The following is a 16,636-nucleotide window of genomic DNA, read 5'->3' on the forward strand; positions in this document are numbered from 1 at the left end:
GATTTCAGCATCGTATGAAAAAGATTGGAAGACTAGATAAACCTGACAATTTTAATACCGCGCAGATGTTCACCAATCCAATTTTGGAGAGGTTGACAAGAACAAATATTTTGGTTCCTATTACCATGTTTCTCGTTTTTGCAGGTGTTTCGCTTTATTATGCAATAACGACGACTACCATTAGTATTGGATTAGGATTAGGAATTGCTGTGGTCGGTTATGTCGTATTTACTTTTGTTGAATATATGATGCATAAGTATTTTTTCCACATGGAGCCTACCAATCCTATTAAAGACAAATTGCAGTATACAGTTCATGGCGTTCACCATGACTACCCTAAAGACAAATACAGATTGGCGATGCCACCTTTTGTATCCGCAACTTATGCAGCGATATTTTATTTGGTATTTACCCTAATTATGGGAGATTATGCTCTTTATTTTCTACCTGGATTCTTGTTTGGATATGCTAGCTATTTAGGATTCCACTATTTGGTACATGCATTGGCTCCGCCAAAAAACTTCATGAAAGTTCTTTGGGTAAATCATGCAATTCACCATTACAAAGATCCGGATGTCGCATTTGGGGTAAGTACTCCACTTTGGGATATCCTGTTAGGGACTATGCCAAAGAAAAGCTAACAACTAAACCTCCTGATCGGAGGTTTTTTTATTACAATTTATGAAGACTGTTTCTATTATAGGATTGGGTTGGACTGGTTTGCCATTAGCTCATTATTTAAAAAAAGAGGGATGGGAAGTCTTTGGTAGTACTACCTCGGATCAAAAAAGAAAGGAAATAACATCAAGTGGAATTGATGCTGTTCAATTTAAGTTGAACCCACATCCTGAAGGTTTGGGTTTCCAAAAGTTATTTGATGCAGATTACCTAGTTATCAATATTCCACCAAAGTCCCGGGTTCAAAGTGCTGATTTTTACTTGGAGCAACTCAAATATCTTAAAACCATGATAAATCAATCTGGATCAAAAAAAGTTGTTTTTGTGTCAAGTACGGGGATTTATCCAAATGAAGGCATGAATTCAGCTTATTCTGAGGATTTCCCATTGACCAAAGAGAAGGTAGGAAACCCTACACTTTGGGAAGGGGAGCAAATGATGCTTAAAAATAAAGCCTATGAATTGAGTATCCTTAGATTTGGAGGATTGATGGGTGAAAGCCGAATTCCGGGCAAATATTTTTCAGGAAAAGAAAATGTGGTTGGCCATACCCGTGTCAACTATTTGCATCAGCAGGATGCTGTGGGATCCATCGCATTGATTCTTGAAAATGAGATTTGGGGAGAAATATTCAACGTGGTAGCACCAATCCACCCGTTGAGGAAAGAGATTTATGAAAAGAATAGTGAGGATATAGGAATCAAGCCACCTTTAAGCTACGTAAGCCCAGAAACAGGTCAGGATAGGCTTATAAGTTCAAATAAAATTTTAGATCGCGGCTTTAAATTTGAATATCCAGATCCTTTTCAATTTCCCTATAATCCATGAATTTCTGAGTATTTTATTTTTTAGATTCTTCTTGGTTCAGGGATTTTGAATGCCCTCAAAAAAAAGCGATATTCTTTCCTGAATTAGCTTTATCCCAAGACTATGAAGATTTTAAAGGCCCAGTTGTTCCTGATATTTTTAGGATTATTATCATGTACTCAGTCTTCTGAGAAAATAGATTATACAGACTGGTCACATTATGGAGGTCCTGCTGATGGTTCGAGGTATTCTTCTTTAAATCAGATAAATAAAGAAAACGTAAGTAAACTTGAGATAGCCTGGACCTACCATACCGGCGATGCGACAGAGCGTTCCCAGATTCAATGTCAGCCAATTGTCGTAAATGGGCTACTTTATGGAACAACTCCCAAATTGAATGTTTTCGCAGTGGATGCCGCCACGGGGGAAGAAGTTTGGCGTTTTGATCCCTTTCAGATCTTAGGAGGGGAGAATTCTTGGGCTGGTACAAATCGAGGAGTTACCTATTGGCAAGATGGGGAAGACAGGAGGATACTTTTTGGAGCGGGGAACTGGCTCATGGCATTGGATGCATTATCAGGCCAGCCAATTTCTTCATTTGGTGAAGGGGGAAAAGTTGACCTTCGAAAAGACTTGGACACAGAGCGAGAAGATTTTTTAATTGTGGCCAATGCTCCGGGGGTTATTTTCAAGGATAAGATTATCATTGGAATGAGACTATCCGAAGGATTGGATGCTGCACCGGGGCATATTCGTGCTTATAACGTAAAAACAGGAAAACGGGAGTGGATCTTTCATACAATTCCCCATGCTGGAGAATTTGGATATGAGACCTGGGATCCAGAATTTATTCAAAAAATTGGTGGAGCAAATAACTGGGCAGGAATGGTAGTGGATGATGAGAAAGAAATAGTGTTTGTTCCAACGGGTTCTGCGACGTACGATTTTTGGGGTGGGTATAGAGAGGGGGATAACCTATTTGCCAATTCATTAATTGCCCTAAATGTAAACACAGGAGAAAGAATTTGGCATTTTCAGGCAGTTCATCATGATGTTTGGGATAGGGATTTTCCAGCAAACCCTAACCTGATCCGTATCCAGAAAGATGGAAAATGGATCGAAGCTGTGGCACAGATTTCTAAACAAGGGATGACTTATGTTTTTGATAGAGAAACAGGGGAACCTGTATGGCCGATAGAAGAAATTGCAATGCCTCAAAGCGAACTTCCTGGAGAGAAAACTTCAGCTACTCAGCCCATTCCTACCTTGCCAGAGCCTTTTATGAATATGACTTTTCAGGATCATAACATTCTTAATTTAAAACCTGAGTGGGAAGCAGATATCAGAACTCAGCTTTCCAATGTCAAAATTGGTGAAACCTGGGCACCACCGAGTGCATCGAATGGGATAGTTTTATTTCCAGGAATGGATGGAGGTGGTGAATGGGGAGGAGCTGCATTTGATCCGACCAATCAGACACTCTACGTCAATGCAAATCAAATTCCTTGGCTGATCGAAATGACTCCCAATGCATCATTTGAAAATGTAGGCCAGTCAATTTATTCGACCTATTGTGGCAATTGTCATGGTTTGGAGCGAAAAGGCAATCCTCCAGCCATCCCATCACTTCTAGGAATAAAGGAAAAATATAAATCAGATTCCCTTGCGGAATTGCTTCGAAAAGGAAGGGGAGCCATGCCAGCCTTTGATCATATTTCGGAAGAAAACAGGAAGATTCTGGTAAATTTCCTATTGAATGAACAAGCTGACGCGGGAGATAAAAAAGAACTGGAGTCTACTCTTGCTCCCTTAAGTCCCCGTTACTATATGAATGGATATAAAAAACTGCTGACTAAAGAAGGCTTATATGGTTCTAATCCACCTTGGGGCTTACTTACTGCTATAGATATGAATACTGGGAAAAAGAAATGGCAGGTAACATTAGGTGAGATAGACTCATTAAGTGCTCAGGGGTTTGAGCCTACTGGAACAGAAAATTATGGTGGCCCTGTTGCCACTGCCGGAGGGGTTTTGTTCATTGCGGCGACCAAGGACGAAAAGATCAGAGCTTTTGACAAAGAAACTGGTGAGCTCTTGTGGGAAGCTGATCTTCCAGCTTCAGGACATGCTACTCCGGCCGTATACGAAAAGAATGGGAAGCAATATTTAGTAATTGCTTGCGGAGGGGGTAAAGGAACCAAAAGTTCTGATGCGTATGTCGCTTTTTCGTTACCGGATTGATTGTTATTAAATTCCCTCCAAAGTGAAAAAATTTGTAGATTGAAATAGGTAAAAAAAATTAGCCTTCTTGTTTATCATTATACTCAAAGCAATAATGCCATGATCAATCTCTCCGTTTTGCTGGAAGAAAGTGCCAGAAAGTATCCTTCTAAAGATGCTTTTATTTTTATGGACAAACACCTAAGTTTTGCACAGATCAATGGTGCAGCAAATCAAATAGCAAATGGCCTAAATGCTGCAGGAATTCAAAAAGGGGATCGAGTTGCCTTAAGTTGCCTGAATCTACCCTATTTCCCCATGGTATATTTTGGTATTTTGAAAGCAGGCGCTATAGTAGTTCCACTATCGGTACTGCTCAAGCATGATGAAATAGAATATCACCTTCAAAATTCCGGAGCCAAAGCATACTTCTGTTTTGAGGGAACCAAAGAGCTACCGATGGCAAAAGAAGGCTATGAAGGATTTCAAAAGGTCAGTGATTGTGAGTTTTTCTATGTTATCACAGCCCAAATGACAGATCCATCCCCAATCGAAGGCACTTCAACGCTAGGCAAGTTAATGGCCGGGCATTCTCCTGTTTACAATACAGTTCAGACTGGAGCAGATGATACGGCTCTCATTATTTATACTTCCGGGACAACAGGAAAACCAAAAGGTGCTGAGCTTTCCCATTCTAATTTGGCTTTAAATGCCATGCTTTCTGAAAAGATTATGGATTTGAAAAAAGAAGATACACAGCTTATAGTCTTGCCTCTCTTCCATATTTTTGCAATGACTGTGCTCATGAATGCAGGATTGTATGTGGGGGCAACTAGTGTTCTCCTACCAAGATTTGATGCATCTCAGGTTTTGGGGCTGATGGAAAAACACAAAGTCAGCATTTTTGCAGGAGTGCCGACCATGTATTGGGGGCTTTTAAATCATGAAAGTGAAGGGATTGACCTAGAAGGAATTGCCAAGAATCTTAAAACCTGTGTCTCAGGAGGCGCGGCCTTACCGGTGAACGTACTTGAAAATTTTGAGGCGAAATTTAAAGTTCCAATTTTTGAAGGTTACGGTATGTCCGAAGGCTCTCCTGTAGTGACTTTCAATCAAAAAGAATTCGGGAAGAAACCTGGTTCGGTTGGGGTACCGATCTGGGGAGTAGAGGTAAAAGTTGTTGATAAGGAAGGAAATGAAGTGCCTGTAGGAGAAAAGGGAGAGTTGATTTATCGAGGGCATAATGTGATGAAAGGGTATTATAATAACCCCGAGGCTACTGCCAAAACCTTAAAAGATGGATGGCTTTATTCAGGAGATGTTGCCATAAAAGATGAGGATGGGTTCTTTTACATCGTGGATAGAACCAAAGAGATGATCATCAGAAAGGGGTTGAATGTCTACCCCAGAGAGATCGAAGAAGTGATGATGAAGCATGAGGCAATTTCGATGGTGGCTGTAATCGGTGTACCGAATGAAGAATCCGGAGAAGAAATTAAAGCCTGTGTGGTTTTGAATAAAGGTTTTGAAATGGAAGAAGAAACTTTAAGGGCATGGACCAAAGAGCATATTGCTTCCTATAAGTATCCGAGAATTATTAAGTTTATGGAGGCCTTGCCAATGTCGGCTACAGGCAAAATCCTTAAGAAGGAACTGAGCTGATATTTCAAAAGAAGTCTTAAATGAAGCGATGCCAGGATTTATTTGACATCGCTTTTTTTTAGAATTCAATTCTATAACTCAGAATTGGGATCAAAGAGGATTGATAATAAGTAATGATTTCCTGATCCATTGGCTCATAATAGGTTCCATAGATATTTTGCCTATTTGTAGCATTCTGTAAATCTAGAGCCCAAGTTCGAGTGGACTTTTCTTTATTTCTTTTAAGGCTCACCCGAAGATCTGTTCTAAAGTATGCCGGGTTTTGATTTTCAAATGCATGTGTCTCATCCAGTACTGTTTCACCTGCAGCAATGGATTCATCCAAAAGGATGGAAGTTGTCCTTAATCCACCCCCATAAATTTCCCTGATATTCACTCCCAAGACTCGGTTTTTATTTAGCAGAAACTCTTTTCCTCCTGTAAATGTGACATTTAAGTTTCCGTTATAACGGGTATTTCTCCACACATTTTCCCGCGTTTTGTATAGAGAATTATATAGAGAAGTGGAAAGTAAGAAATACATGTTGTTATGCGTGAATTGTTCTAAAGTCAGTTCCACTCCATAATTTTTGCCCAGTCCCTCATTGATTAATGGATCTGTCGCAAATGACCATTGTTGGTTGATGATGGAGTAAGTTTCAGTGCCTCCTTCTTTGATTGGGATTTGAAAAAGATGCTGGTAATAAGCTTCTATTTTCATCCTCAAATAAGGATTCAACGAGCGGTCATATCCCAGCACAAAATGATGGGATTTACTCAAGTCTAAATTTCTATTTGGGAGGGGTATTTCACCTTCTGTATCTTTTTCGGCAAAGTAAGTCCCGAGCGGCTGAACCTGACTGTGCAAGCCATATCCCAAGCTCACCCGTTGTTTTTCATCGAGTTCGTAGGCTGCGCTAAACCTTGGTTCCAAAGAGTTGGAGTTGTTTAGCAAAAGCTGAAGATAATGCAAGCCAAAGTTCAGCGTTAGTTTTTCATTGGCTTTCAAATTCCATTGTGTGAAAGCCTGAATACTTTGGGTGTTTCCTTTAGAATTAATTTCAGTAATCATTTGATGCTGGTCTTCATCAAAATTGTTTTGATAGAGATTATAATAGAGCTGGTTGAGGTAAATACCACTTCTCAAGCTGGACCTTGCTGATAGTTTAGAATTAAGAACCGTACTGAGAGTGATTTTGGAATTATTGAATTTTTCGTCATATCTCTCCTCATCAATGTATTCATTATCCAACCTAGATCCCTTATCTCCAATTGTATTTCCGGATGCTAGAATCGTGGTCTGAAGGAAATTTGATTTGTTCAATGACAAAGCGTGCTTTATTCCTACCGCACCTGTATTGGAAAGGAATTGTGAGCTATATCTATCACCTTCACCTTGCCAATTGATAGAATCTAATTCAGCTTGGCTATTTTGATCACTTAAACCACCAAACCCGAACAAAGTAATACTACTCTTGGCACCAGTTGGAAGATAAATATTGAATGACAAATCTTGAAAATTGGTCACAAAATCACCTAAGGGAATCCCCAATTTTGAAAGTAATGAAAGTGTTGAATAACGGTAATTGACCAAATAAGAACCCTGGTAAATCGTAGCAATAGGACCCTCTGCTGCTAAATCAAGTCCTAATAAACCTGCTTGGAGTGTGAATTCCTGATTTTCATTATTCCCCTTTCTTAAACTTAGATCAAATACTCCGGATAAAGCATTGCCATACTCAGCGGAAAAAGCTCCCGTTAGAAAATCAGAATTTGCCAAAAGTTGCGAACTCAGAATTGAAATACCGCCTCCTGAAGTACCCGGATTGACAAAGTGATTTGGGTTGGGAATTTCAATGCCTTCCATTCTCCAGAGCAAGCCATTTGGGCTATTTCCTCGAATAGAAATATTGTTATTTCCATCATCCGTACTAACAACTCCTGAGAAGGATGCTGCCATCCGTGCTGGGTCATTTACTGCTGCTGCAAACTTTCTTGTTTCTTCCACAGAAAATGTTCTACCACTTACTAAAACCATATCATTTACCGTCCTGTCTTTATCTGTGGCTGTGACCACAAATTCCTGGATTTGTGTGATATCCTCTTCCAAGGCTATTTCCAGAACAATTTCTTTTCCAGAATTGACCAGAATATTTGGTAGCAATAAGTCCTTATAACCCACAAAACTAATTCTTAGAGATTGTTGACCAACCGGAACGTTTGTCAATCTAAACTCGCCTGATTCATCACTGATTACTCCTTGAATTGGATCGGTATTCAAAAGCATCACAGTGGCTCCAGGCATGGGTATTTGAGTGACCTGATCGAGTATTTTTCCCCTAACGGTTTGTGTCAAAACTTGCCCTTTCGAGGACATGGCAAACATGAAAAAGAAAAAACAAAGTGTGGTGTAGGATATAGTTTTCATCTTGTTTAGGATTTGTTTTGAGCATAGAATGCCAGCCTGAAGTCTTTTCAGGGATTTTCAAGTGTAAAAACTGAGTTGATTAGAAGAATCGGATACCTGCCCTAAAGCCCCACCAGAATTGGCTGGCTAAATCCTCATAGGCATAGCTTCTTTCAGAAAAGATCCTTGCACCATCTACGATAAATAAATCAGGATGATTGCTATAGGAGGTGTCATAGACACGGAAATTGATTGAAGGTCCAGCATATAAACCAACATTCTTAGCCGCCTTAAAGTCGAACCCTAAATAGAATCTATTGATTAGGTTCAATGCTTCCACATTTCCGTTGCTGAGTTGCTCAGAACTCACCTCCAGGTTAAGGAATGTTTTTTTGCCAAGCCTTGGAGAGGTACCTACACCATATCCAAATGCCCAAACGATATTATTGCTAATCTCTGGTCGAATTCCAGCTGAAAGTATGTTGTAAAAGCTTCTGGTTCCAGTACGAAAAGCGACATTTAATGGAAGAATCTCATCAACTCCAATTTCTAGGGTGTGGTATCCGCTTTTCACGATACTGATTAGGCCTATTGAGGCGCCAGAAACACTGTCAGCATAATTTAAAAGTCCTATCTGGGTTCCATTAACTTTTCTGGCAAAGTTGAGAATACCTGCAACTTGAGCTCCATTTACATCTTTTGGGGTAAAATTGAGAATCCCTGCTGCTTGGGTTCCTTTGACATCCTTTCCAGCAAAATTGGCTATTCCAGCTCCTTGGAAACCTGTTACCTCTTGTCCTGCAAAGTTTAAAATTCCGGCACCTTGAAATCCTTTTAGACTCTTACTGGTGAAATTGGTAATTCCTGCTAACTGCACTCCATCGACTGGGCCAGAAGTAAAGTTTACGATTCCAGCTCCTTGAACTCCTTGAATTGAATCAAGAGTTACATTGGCTAATCCCGCTAATTGTGCCCCATTAATTTTGCCTCCCACCTGATTGAAAAGTCCAGCCAATTGTACATGCTGAGCATCAAACCGATTGATGTTGAATAAGCCAGCAATTTCCAGCTTATTTGTTCCTGCAGAATATCCACCAAATAGATTGAATGAATAATCATTGATGTAATTTCCGGAATTGGCACCGTTTGTTCCTAAATAAGGAACAATTGAAAGCTGCAAATTTGTATGCTTGATTTCTTGATCTTGTTTGTTAACAGATGATTCTTGAGCAAATCCAAAAAGGGGATTGAATGCAAAGAGAAGGGCTGCTCCAAATAATTTATGTAACGTTTTCATAGCGTTGGTTTAGTTTTCATATCTATGACAGACGAAAACTTTTTTACCCCTATAATCCGATCAATTTTTTTGAAAACTTTTTAGAAAACGCGGATTCCAGCCCGGAATCCCCACCAAGATTGACTTTTGAAATTATTGGAATAGCTTTTTTCGGAAACTATTTTTGGACCTGACCCGGTGAAAAGTTCTGGGTGATTATTGAAAGAATTATCATAAACCCGAAGGTTAATACTAGGTCCGGCATAGATCCCGAAGTGCCTGGCAACCTGATAATCCAAGCCCAAAAAACCTCGATTAATCAAATTCAGCGCTTCAACATTGCCTTTGATCATTTGCTGGGAACTTAATTCTATATTCAGATATAATTTATTGGCCAACCTGGGCGAACTGCCGACTCCGTATCCAAATGCCCAGGTTATTGAACCCGTTTTTTCAGGTCGGATGCCTGCGAAAAGCATGTTGTAAAAACCTCGCGTTCCAGTTCGAAGAGAGAAGTTTAAAGGCAGCATTTCATCAGTGCCGATTTCCACCTTGTGATAACCTTTGCGGACAAAACTGATCAATCCAATCGGAACTCCAGAAATGCTATCAGAATAATTGATTAATCCCAGTTGCAGACCTTTGACATTTCTTGCGATATTCATCACCGTTGAGAGTTGGGCACCTTTAACATCCCGGTGTGTATAATTAATTACTCCAGCGAGTTGGGCGCCTTTTACAGTTGAGGTAGCGATATTTAATACACCTGCACCTTGAACTCCACTCACAGGACCAGTGGTAAAATTTGAAATTCCTGCTAGCTGTACTGCTTTCACCGAGTCAAGGTTGACATTGGCAAGACCTGACATCTGTAAACCACTGACAGTTCCCCCTGTTTGATTGAATAAGCCAGCGAGTTGTAATTTCCCCACATTCCCACGGTTGATATTAAAAAGTCCTCCAAGTTCGACTTTGTTTGTTCCTCCAGAAAATCCTCCCAGAATATTGATGGAAAAATCATTTCTTACGGAGCCGGAGATTTTCTTATTTGTACCGATAAAAGGTACCAGCGAGAGTTGGAATTTCCTGTTTATCGTATCCTGTACATTTTCCATATTGGTAAACCCTACTGAATTTTTGGTCCAAATCCAGAAATTTTTCATAGGCTCAGTCAGGCTTTGGACAATGGGCGAAGCGTTTTCTCCTTCAGATTTTAAAAATATCTTTTGAAATCGGGATTGCCTATTATCAATAAGTAAGGTATCCACATAATCCTTTTTGTTTATCACCAACTGAAAGTTTTCAGCTGCAGGGTTTTTCACTTGGAATTCAAAAAAACCAAACTCGTCTGTAGTGGAAGATTGTAGGGTAATCGGATTGTAAACGGTTGCATCTTTGATGCTTTCTCCGGATTGCTCGTCCACCACATAGCCACTGATGGTGATTTCTTTATCTGAAGGAGGAGCCGGTGTCAATATGAGATAAGCCCCTTTTTGTTTGTAATTGACTTCCCCTTCAAAAACCTCTTCCAGTACTTCTCTGCATGATTGCTCGGTAAATTCTCCAGATATGTTACGGCTTATATCCAATGCAGATGGACTGTAAGAGAAGACCCCACCAACTTCTTTGGAAAGTCTATTTAGAAACTGGTCTAGGGGTTCTTCTTGTGCACTAATGCTAACTCTTTTTTCCAAAAGAGAAATTTGCTGAGGATAGGAAGAAAAGTAAAAGCCAAGGCTTAAAAAAAAGGTTATAAGATACCGACAAAGGGATTTTTCCATTTGAAAAAATTAATAGCAAGATGTTCCTGAAAGAATTATTTCCTTTCCATTATTGGTTATTTCTAAGTTAAGGGTTTCCGAAATAATTGACAAAATGGTGTCCAAATCCTCATTTTCAAATTCTACCGTTAATCTACAGGCTTCAATATTTCCTTCCAGTAGGATAGAAGTCTGATAAACCTCACTTAACTGAGATACAACTGAAGCCAAATCTTGATTGAAATATGAAAATGATCGAGTTGAATAAGAAGCGACATTAGCCTCTGCTTCTTCTTTGTAAAAATTGCTTGAGGTTTTGTCATAAACACCTTTTTCTCCTGCCAATAGATGAATTCCTTCCATGGACTCCAAGTACATTCTGACTTCCCCTTCAACGACAGATACTTCGACAATCGGGCTTTCTGGATAAGCTTTTACATTAAATACTGTTCCGATATCTTCGATTAAAAGTTGATCAACTTGAACCTTCCAATTCACTTTTTTATCTGGGGGGATTGATACCAAAGATTCCCCGCTCAGTTTGATCAATCCTGTTTTCTTATGCTCATTGTATTCTATACTTACCTCAGTTTCTCTATTTAATGAAATTGTTGTTTGATCGGGTAGCGTTTGGGTTTCAACCTGATTTTCGCTCATATATTGAAACTCATCAGTTGTGTTGATTTGCTGATAGATTAGGAATGATACTGCACAAATCAGGATAAATCCGGCGGCAATTTTCCACAGAGGGAAGGAGATAATTTTTCCTCTAGGAGCATTTTTGATTTTTGGCTGGATTTTATTCCAAGCCAGATCCGGATCGAAATTTTTCCCGTTTCCCAGATTTGCTTTTTCAAAGATGAACACTTCATCATCCAACATTTTCTGGTTTTCTGGCGAAAGAGCGCACCAATCCTTCAGCTCTTTTTCTTCGGAAGGGCTAATTTCGCCGACGATGTATTTGGCGATGAGGCTATCGATATAAAATTCTTCCTTCTCGCTCATTTTTCCAAAATAATATGTAGCAGTAAAGCAATCAATGGGAGGTATTCTTGCAGCTGTGTTCGCATCAGCTTCAATGCTTTTCCCATTTGATTTTCCACTGTTTTGATTGATAAGTTTAATTGATCAGCAATTTCCTGATACTTGAGTTCTTCAAATCTACTCATGGTGAAAATCAACCTACATTGCTGTGGCAGAGATTGTATTGCAATCGCAATTTTTTCTTCCAATTCTCCTCTTAAAGTAGTCTGATCAGAAGCCTCAGAATGAACTTCTCCTTGCTGAGTCACCATGTCACCATAGTTTTTTTTCACCTTTCGATGCTTGATTTCATTGAGACATGCGTTTCGGATAATCTGATAGAGGTAAGACTTTACTGAACTTTGGATCTGGATGTTTGCTTTTTTTTCCCAAAGTTTTATAAAGCTGTTTTGAACGACTTCCTCGGCATCATCCGGATCTTCCAAGTAGGAATTCGCGTAGCGACATAAGGGCTGATAATATTCTTTAAATAACATCTCCAGTGCTTTTTCATCACCTGATTTGATCGACTGAAAAATCATTTGATCTTTTGATTGCATGGAGGCATGATTGCTGTTCCTGCAAGTTAAGGTTTTGAATGGTTTTTATAAATAGGACAACTCAGCCTAAAGAAACCCCTATCTGATACAGGAAATATTTTATTAATATGAAAAATTTTAATGTTTATCTAATTGGGATTAACCTAACCTCCAATTTTTGTTTTTGATCAGGAGATACTTCTGTTTCAAAACCAATCAAAATCAATCCGTCATTTTGTTCTTCTCCTTTTGCAGTTGGCTTTGCAGGATAAATTTGAATTAAACTGTTCTTTGGAGAGATAATTTCAAATTTTAGCCTTTTCTCATTTTTTGAAATGATTGCTTCATTTCCACTTAAAATCTCAATTGAATCATAAGTCATCATCGCCCAACGGATAGTTGAGGTTTCCAGGTTATTTTGAATCTTATCAATGATTCTTACCTCATCTTCATTTTTGATTATGGAGGAGCGGACTGCACTTTTCAATTGATTACTATAAACTTCCGAAATATCCAAAGTCGTGGATTTTAAATTCTTTTTATCCTTCACTTTCAATAGTTGAGCTTTGCCATGAATATTTTGGAGAGCACTGTCTACCACTAAGGTATTATGGGAATAATTCGTATATCTAAAAACAGACCATCGTTCACCGTCTTGCTTATTATCCCAAATATTTACCCCTTGAGATTCTAGCGCATTGTAATCGTTCATACCCAGATCAATTGCCCAGCGAATTCCTTTGGCATCCATGACAAAACTTCCAATATCCATGTGTCCATGACTTACCTCAGGTGAACCTGCTTTTGTCCCAAGATAGATAGCATCTCTATTCCAACTGGTTCTTTGAAAGCTTACTGGATTTTCTCCATTTCCATACCAGCTGAGTTGCTCAGGCGCTGAAACGTTTCTTTCACCTAATTCAGCAAGCCAAATCAAAATGAAAGGGAAAAATCGATTTGAGTTATTTTCGACATTAAGAAGTTCTTTTTGCTCCAAAAAATTCTCAAGCAAGGGCAGCTGATTGTACAATAAATCAGGTTGTTCTGTTTTGGATGCAAACCAATACATTCCTGCTGACATTACTTCATTTTGTCTGCTATCCGAATAATTGAAACTTCCCGTAGGGCCATGTGCATGCTGGAAATAGTTACCCGTTTTCATAAATCCCTCTGAAACTGGGAGGGGTTTTTCTGGATATTTTTTGGAATAGGCATCTAGGTAGAGAATATGAAAAGTAGTGCCATATTCCCAATAGGAAGTTCCTTCTGGATATGCACCATCTGGATTATATTGTGCTTCAGGAATCCTAATTTTATCCTTTGATCTTTCTAAAATCTGCTTGGCAATTTCCGGGTAAAATTCCTGAACAGCCCAAGCTCCGACTGCCATGGAAGAATGACAAACTTGATTCCAGTTATTAGTGGTTGTAATCCACCAATGATCTTCTGCCAAAGAGGGCTTCAATCCTTTTTCATAGATTGCTTTCCGAACTTTTGAGGCTGATTCTTCAGAAAGATCAGAATGAACCCAATCGTAACCTATCCCAAGCGCCATGGTCATCTCAGCCACGTCCAAAAAATGAGAAGGATTCCAGTCTTCAAAATCGGAGGCAGCCAATAGATACTTCTCAGTACCTTTGAGATATTTTTCATTACCTGTCAATTGGAATGCAAAAGCGAGGTAAGTAATTCGCTTGAGGTAGGTTCTGCTCACTCCTAAGAGCCTTCTTCCAGTCATTTCTCTTTGAGGAGGTGTTAATTGGATTATTTGATCTGCGACTTCCAGAAATGCCAGCTGGATATTTTTTAAAAAAAGATCCGAGGACTTCGAGGATTTGTCTAAAAATATGGTGGGTTTTGTCTTTTGGGCGAAAGCAGGAAGCCAAAATGTAAAACTGAGGAAAAATAAAAAAATAAGGACTCCCTGAGACTTTTTCATAAGCGTAATTTCTTTTTGGGATTAGAACATTGACCTAAAATATACTTTGTTTAGCGCCTTCCCAAATGAATTAAATGGATAATGAGTATTTTGTTTGTCGAATAGATTCCTTTGGGTAGAATATTCCAAAGTTTCCTAAAATGCCTCTTAAATTGAAATTAGAAATAAGCTATCCTGATTTTATGCAAACAGATAAATTCTTCTTAAACCTTTCATTCCTACTTTTTCTAATGGCGATGGTTTCTTGTCAATCAGATAAGAGCAAAGAATTGAAAGATATGCAAGCGCATTATCTTGAAAACCGAGCCCCTTTGCACCCTAACCATTACTTAGAACTTCCCTTAGGTAGCATCAAACCCTCGGGCTGGCTAGAGAAACAGTTACAAAATATGGCAAGTGGTATGACCGGGAACTTGGATTTGATCTATCCCGAAGTAGTTGGAGATAGAAATGGTTGGCTTGGAGGTGATGGAGATGGTTGGGAGCGTGGTCCTTATTGGATTGATGGTTTAGTTCCATTGGCCTATATTCTGGATGATGAAAACTTAAAGGAAAAAGCTCAAAAATGGATTGAGTGGACGTTGACTCATCAGGAAGAAAGTGGGTATATAGGTCCCATTCCATTTGAAGAAGAACCTGACCCCGAAGCTGGAATCCAAAAAGGTCCAAGAAAGGATTGGTGGCCGAAAATGGTGATGTTAAAAGTCTTGCAACAATATTATCAGGCAACGAATGATGACCGTGTAATTGATGTATTGACTAATTATTTTCACTATCAGTTGGAGCAATTGCCAACTCATCCATTAGATGAACTTTCTTTTTGGGCAAATAGAAGGGCTGGGGATAATTTGGCGGTAGTTTACTGGCTATATAACCTTACTGCTGATCCCAAACTCATAGAATTGGGAGAGTTAATCCAAAAGCAAACATTCCCCTGGGAAGCGGTATTTACCAATTCTCCCAATGGTCAGGAATTTGCGGATACCTGGCATTACAACAAAGGTAAAAGGTATCCATTTGATCAGGATGAGATTTCAAGTTTAAACTTAGCTCAAGTTCCGGGATTGCACACCGTAAATGTTGCCCAGGGCTTGAAACAGCCCATTATTTATTTTCAGAAGTCAGGAGATGTCAATGCTTTGGCTTCGGTAAAAAACGCTTTGAAAATGCTACGGGAATATCATGGGCAACCTCAAGGGATGTATGGTGGAGACGAACCGCTACATGGAAATAATCCCGTTCAGGGGATTGAATTCTGTTCGATTTCTGAAGAGATGTTTTCTTTAGAATCTATATTAAAAATAACCGGAGATGCCAGTTATGCGGATCTTTTGGAAAAGATCACTTTTAATGCTCTTCCGACCCAAGCATCGGATGATTTCACAAGTAGGCAATATTTTCAGGCTGCCAATCAAGTTAAATTATCGGATGATATGGATTATTCTTACGAAACTCAAAATCATGGAGGGACGGATTTTGTTTTTGGGGAGCTGACAGGATATCCATGCTGTACAACGAACATGCACCAATCATGGCCTAAATTTGTTCAAAACCTCTTCTATGCAACTCCAGATGGAGGCGTTGCAGCTTTATTGTATGCCCCAAGTTCCGTGGAATTATTGGTTGGAAGCGGGGAGAAATTACAAATTAAAGAAACCACAGGATATCCTTTTAGAGAGACAGTACAGTTTGATTTAAGTCTGTCTCAAGAATCCACATTTCCATTTCATGTAAGAATTCCAGATTGGGCAGTGAATCCCATAATGAAAATTAATGGTCAAGCCATAGCGTTTAAAAATGAAAATGGCATTGCTAAGATTGAAAGAACCTGGAAAGATGGGGATCAGATTATCCTCACATTAGGAATGAAGGTTGAAGCCAGTACATGGTACCAAGGAATGGCCGCAATAGAAAGAGGGCCTTTGGTATACAGCCTTAAAATTGAGAGCGAAACCAAAACGAAAAATAGAAATGATCGATTCCGTGAATTTCTGGAAGTCTTTCCTACTAGCCCTTGGAATTTTGGGATAGAAGCTTCTATACTTTCAGATCTTGAAAATTCGGTTCTTGTCCAAGAAAACCCCTGGGATGGGGATTATCCTTGGAATTTGGAAAACGCCCCTATTCAGTTGTCATTAGTAGGAAATAGAATACCTGCATGGAAAAATTTAATTGAAATTCCCGCTGGCTTAAAAATTTCCGATTCATATCCTGAGGAGAAATTAGTATTGGTTCCCTATGGTTGTACTACGTTAAGAATTACTGAATTTCCAGTGATTGCTAAAAATGAATAATGATGATGAGAATCAGTGCTTTTTTAAACTTTGGCCATTCCTATAAATACCT

At 39.2% G+C, this 16,636-nt stretch carries 11 protein-coding genes; 5 read left to right on the forward strand and 6 right to left on the reverse strand.

The window, feature by feature from the left end:
* Window positions 1–14: 14 nt before the first annotated feature.
* The 4 genes from AAGF08_RS14375 (at window position 15) to AAGF08_RS14390 (ending at window position 5,367) form a co-directional block, all read left to right on the forward strand.
* Complete coding sequence (locus AAGF08_RS14375; protein ID WP_343511944.1) at window positions 15–641, forward strand: sterol desaturase family protein; 627 nt, start codon at window positions 15–17, stop codon at window positions 639–641.
* Window positions 642–681: 40 nt separating this feature from the next.
* The gene (locus AAGF08_RS14380) at window positions 682–1,506 is read left to right on the forward strand and encodes an epimerase (protein WP_343511945.1); all 825 of its coding nucleotides are present in this window, start codon (window positions 682–684) and stop codon (window positions 1,504–1,506) included.
* A 102-nt stretch (window positions 1,507–1,608) separates the two neighbouring features.
* Window positions 1,609–3,726, forward strand: a complete 2,118-nt coding sequence (locus AAGF08_RS14385) for a PQQ-binding-like beta-propeller repeat protein (protein ID WP_343511946.1) — start codon at window positions 1,609–1,611, stop codon at window positions 3,724–3,726.
* A gap of 99 nt (window positions 3,727–3,825) precedes the next feature.
* The gene (locus AAGF08_RS14390; RefSeq protein ID WP_343511947.1) at window positions 3,826–5,367 is read left to right on the forward strand and encodes a long-chain fatty acid--CoA ligase; all 1,542 of its coding nucleotides are present in this window, start codon (window positions 3,826–3,828) and stop codon (window positions 5,365–5,367) included.
* A 58-nt stretch (window positions 5,368–5,425) separates the two neighbouring features.
* Here AAGF08_RS14390 and AAGF08_RS14395 read toward each other — a convergent pair whose 3' ends face one another.
* The 6 genes from AAGF08_RS14395 to AAGF08_RS14420 form a co-directional block, all read right to left on the reverse strand.
* Window positions 5,426–7,774 carry a TonB-dependent receptor gene (locus AAGF08_RS14395; RefSeq protein ID WP_343511948.1) on the reverse strand — a complete coding sequence of 783 codons (2,349 nt, stop codon included), beginning with the start codon at window positions 7,772–7,774 and terminating at the stop codon, window positions 5,426–5,428.
* Window positions 7,775–7,853: 79 nt separating this feature from the next.
* Window positions 7,854–9,050, reverse strand: coding sequence for a hypothetical protein (locus AAGF08_RS14400; protein ID WP_343511949.1), 1,197 nt, complete (start codon window positions 9,048–9,050; stop codon window positions 7,854–7,856).
* A gap of 80 nt (window positions 9,051–9,130) precedes the next feature.
* Complete coding sequence (locus tag AAGF08_RS14405) at window positions 9,131–10,723, reverse strand: hypothetical protein (RefSeq protein WP_343511950.1); 1,593 nt, start codon at window positions 10,721–10,723, stop codon at window positions 9,131–9,133.
* Between the two features lie 96 nt (window positions 10,724–10,819).
* Window positions 10,820–11,794 carry a FecR domain-containing protein gene (locus tag AAGF08_RS14410; protein WP_343511951.1) on the reverse strand — a complete coding sequence of 325 codons (975 nt, stop codon included), beginning with the start codon at window positions 11,792–11,794 and terminating at the stop codon, window positions 10,820–10,822.
* Window positions 11,791–12,372 carry an RNA polymerase sigma-70 factor gene (locus AAGF08_RS14415; RefSeq protein WP_343511952.1) on the reverse strand — a complete coding sequence of 194 codons (582 nt, stop codon included), beginning with the start codon at window positions 12,370–12,372 and terminating at the stop codon, window positions 11,791–11,793. Before AAGF08_RS14415 ends, AAGF08_RS14410 begins: the two co-directional genes overlap by 4 nt.
* Before the next feature lie 124 nt (window positions 12,373–12,496).
* Window positions 12,497–14,290: a heparinase II/III family protein gene (locus AAGF08_RS14420; RefSeq protein WP_343511953.1), complete on the reverse strand. Its 1,794-nt coding sequence runs from the start codon at window positions 14,288–14,290 to the stop codon at window positions 12,497–12,499.
* 140 nt (window positions 14,291–14,430) lie between these two features.
* Here AAGF08_RS14420 and AAGF08_RS14425 point away from each other — a divergent pair, with 140 nt between their 5' ends.
* A complete protein-coding gene (locus AAGF08_RS14425; protein WP_343511954.1) occupies window positions 14,431–16,584 on the forward strand; it encodes a beta-L-arabinofuranosidase domain-containing protein in 2,154 nt (717 codons plus the stop codon).
* Window positions 16,585–16,636 lie beyond the last annotated feature (52 nt).

This window comes from Algoriphagus sp. SE2 (assembly GCF_039563885.1).
GTDB lineage: Bacteria > Bacteroidota > Bacteroidia > Cytophagales > Cyclobacteriaceae > Algoriphagus.

Coding starts and splice junctions, on each gene's coding strand:
- AAGF08_RS14375 (WP_343511944.1), top strand. CDS start 15: ATGAAAAAGATTGGAAGACTAGATAAACCTGACAATTTTAATACCGCG.
- AAGF08_RS14380 (WP_343511945.1), top strand. CDS start 682: ATGAAGACTGTTTCTATTATAGGATTGGGTTGGACTGGTTTGCCATTA.
- AAGF08_RS14385 (WP_343511946.1), top strand. CDS start 1,609: ATGAAGATTTTAAAGGCCCAGTTGTTCCTGATATTTTTAGGATTATTA.
- AAGF08_RS14390 (WP_343511947.1), top strand. CDS start 3,826: ATGATCAATCTCTCCGTTTTGCTGGAAGAAAGTGCCAGAAAGTATCCT.
- AAGF08_RS14395 (WP_343511948.1), bottom strand. CDS start 7,774: ATGAAAACTATATCCTACACCACACTTTGTTTTTTCTTTTTCATGTTT.
- AAGF08_RS14400 (WP_343511949.1), bottom strand. CDS start 9,050: ATGAAAACGTTACATAAATTATTTGGAGCAGCCCTTCTCTTTGCATTC.
- AAGF08_RS14410 (WP_343511951.1), bottom strand. CDS start 11,794: ATGAGCGAGAAGGAAGAATTTTATATCGATAGCCTCATCGCCAAATAC.
- AAGF08_RS14415 (WP_343511952.1), bottom strand. CDS start 12,372: ATGCAATCAAAAGATCAAATGATTTTTCAGTCGATCAAATCAGGTGAT.
- AAGF08_RS14420 (WP_343511953.1), bottom strand. CDS start 14,290: ATGAAAAAGTCTCAGGGAGTCCTTATTTTTTTATTTTTCCTCAGTTTT.
- AAGF08_RS14425 (WP_343511954.1), top strand. CDS start 14,431: ATGCCTCTTAAATTGAAATTAGAAATAAGCTATCCTGATTTTATGCAA.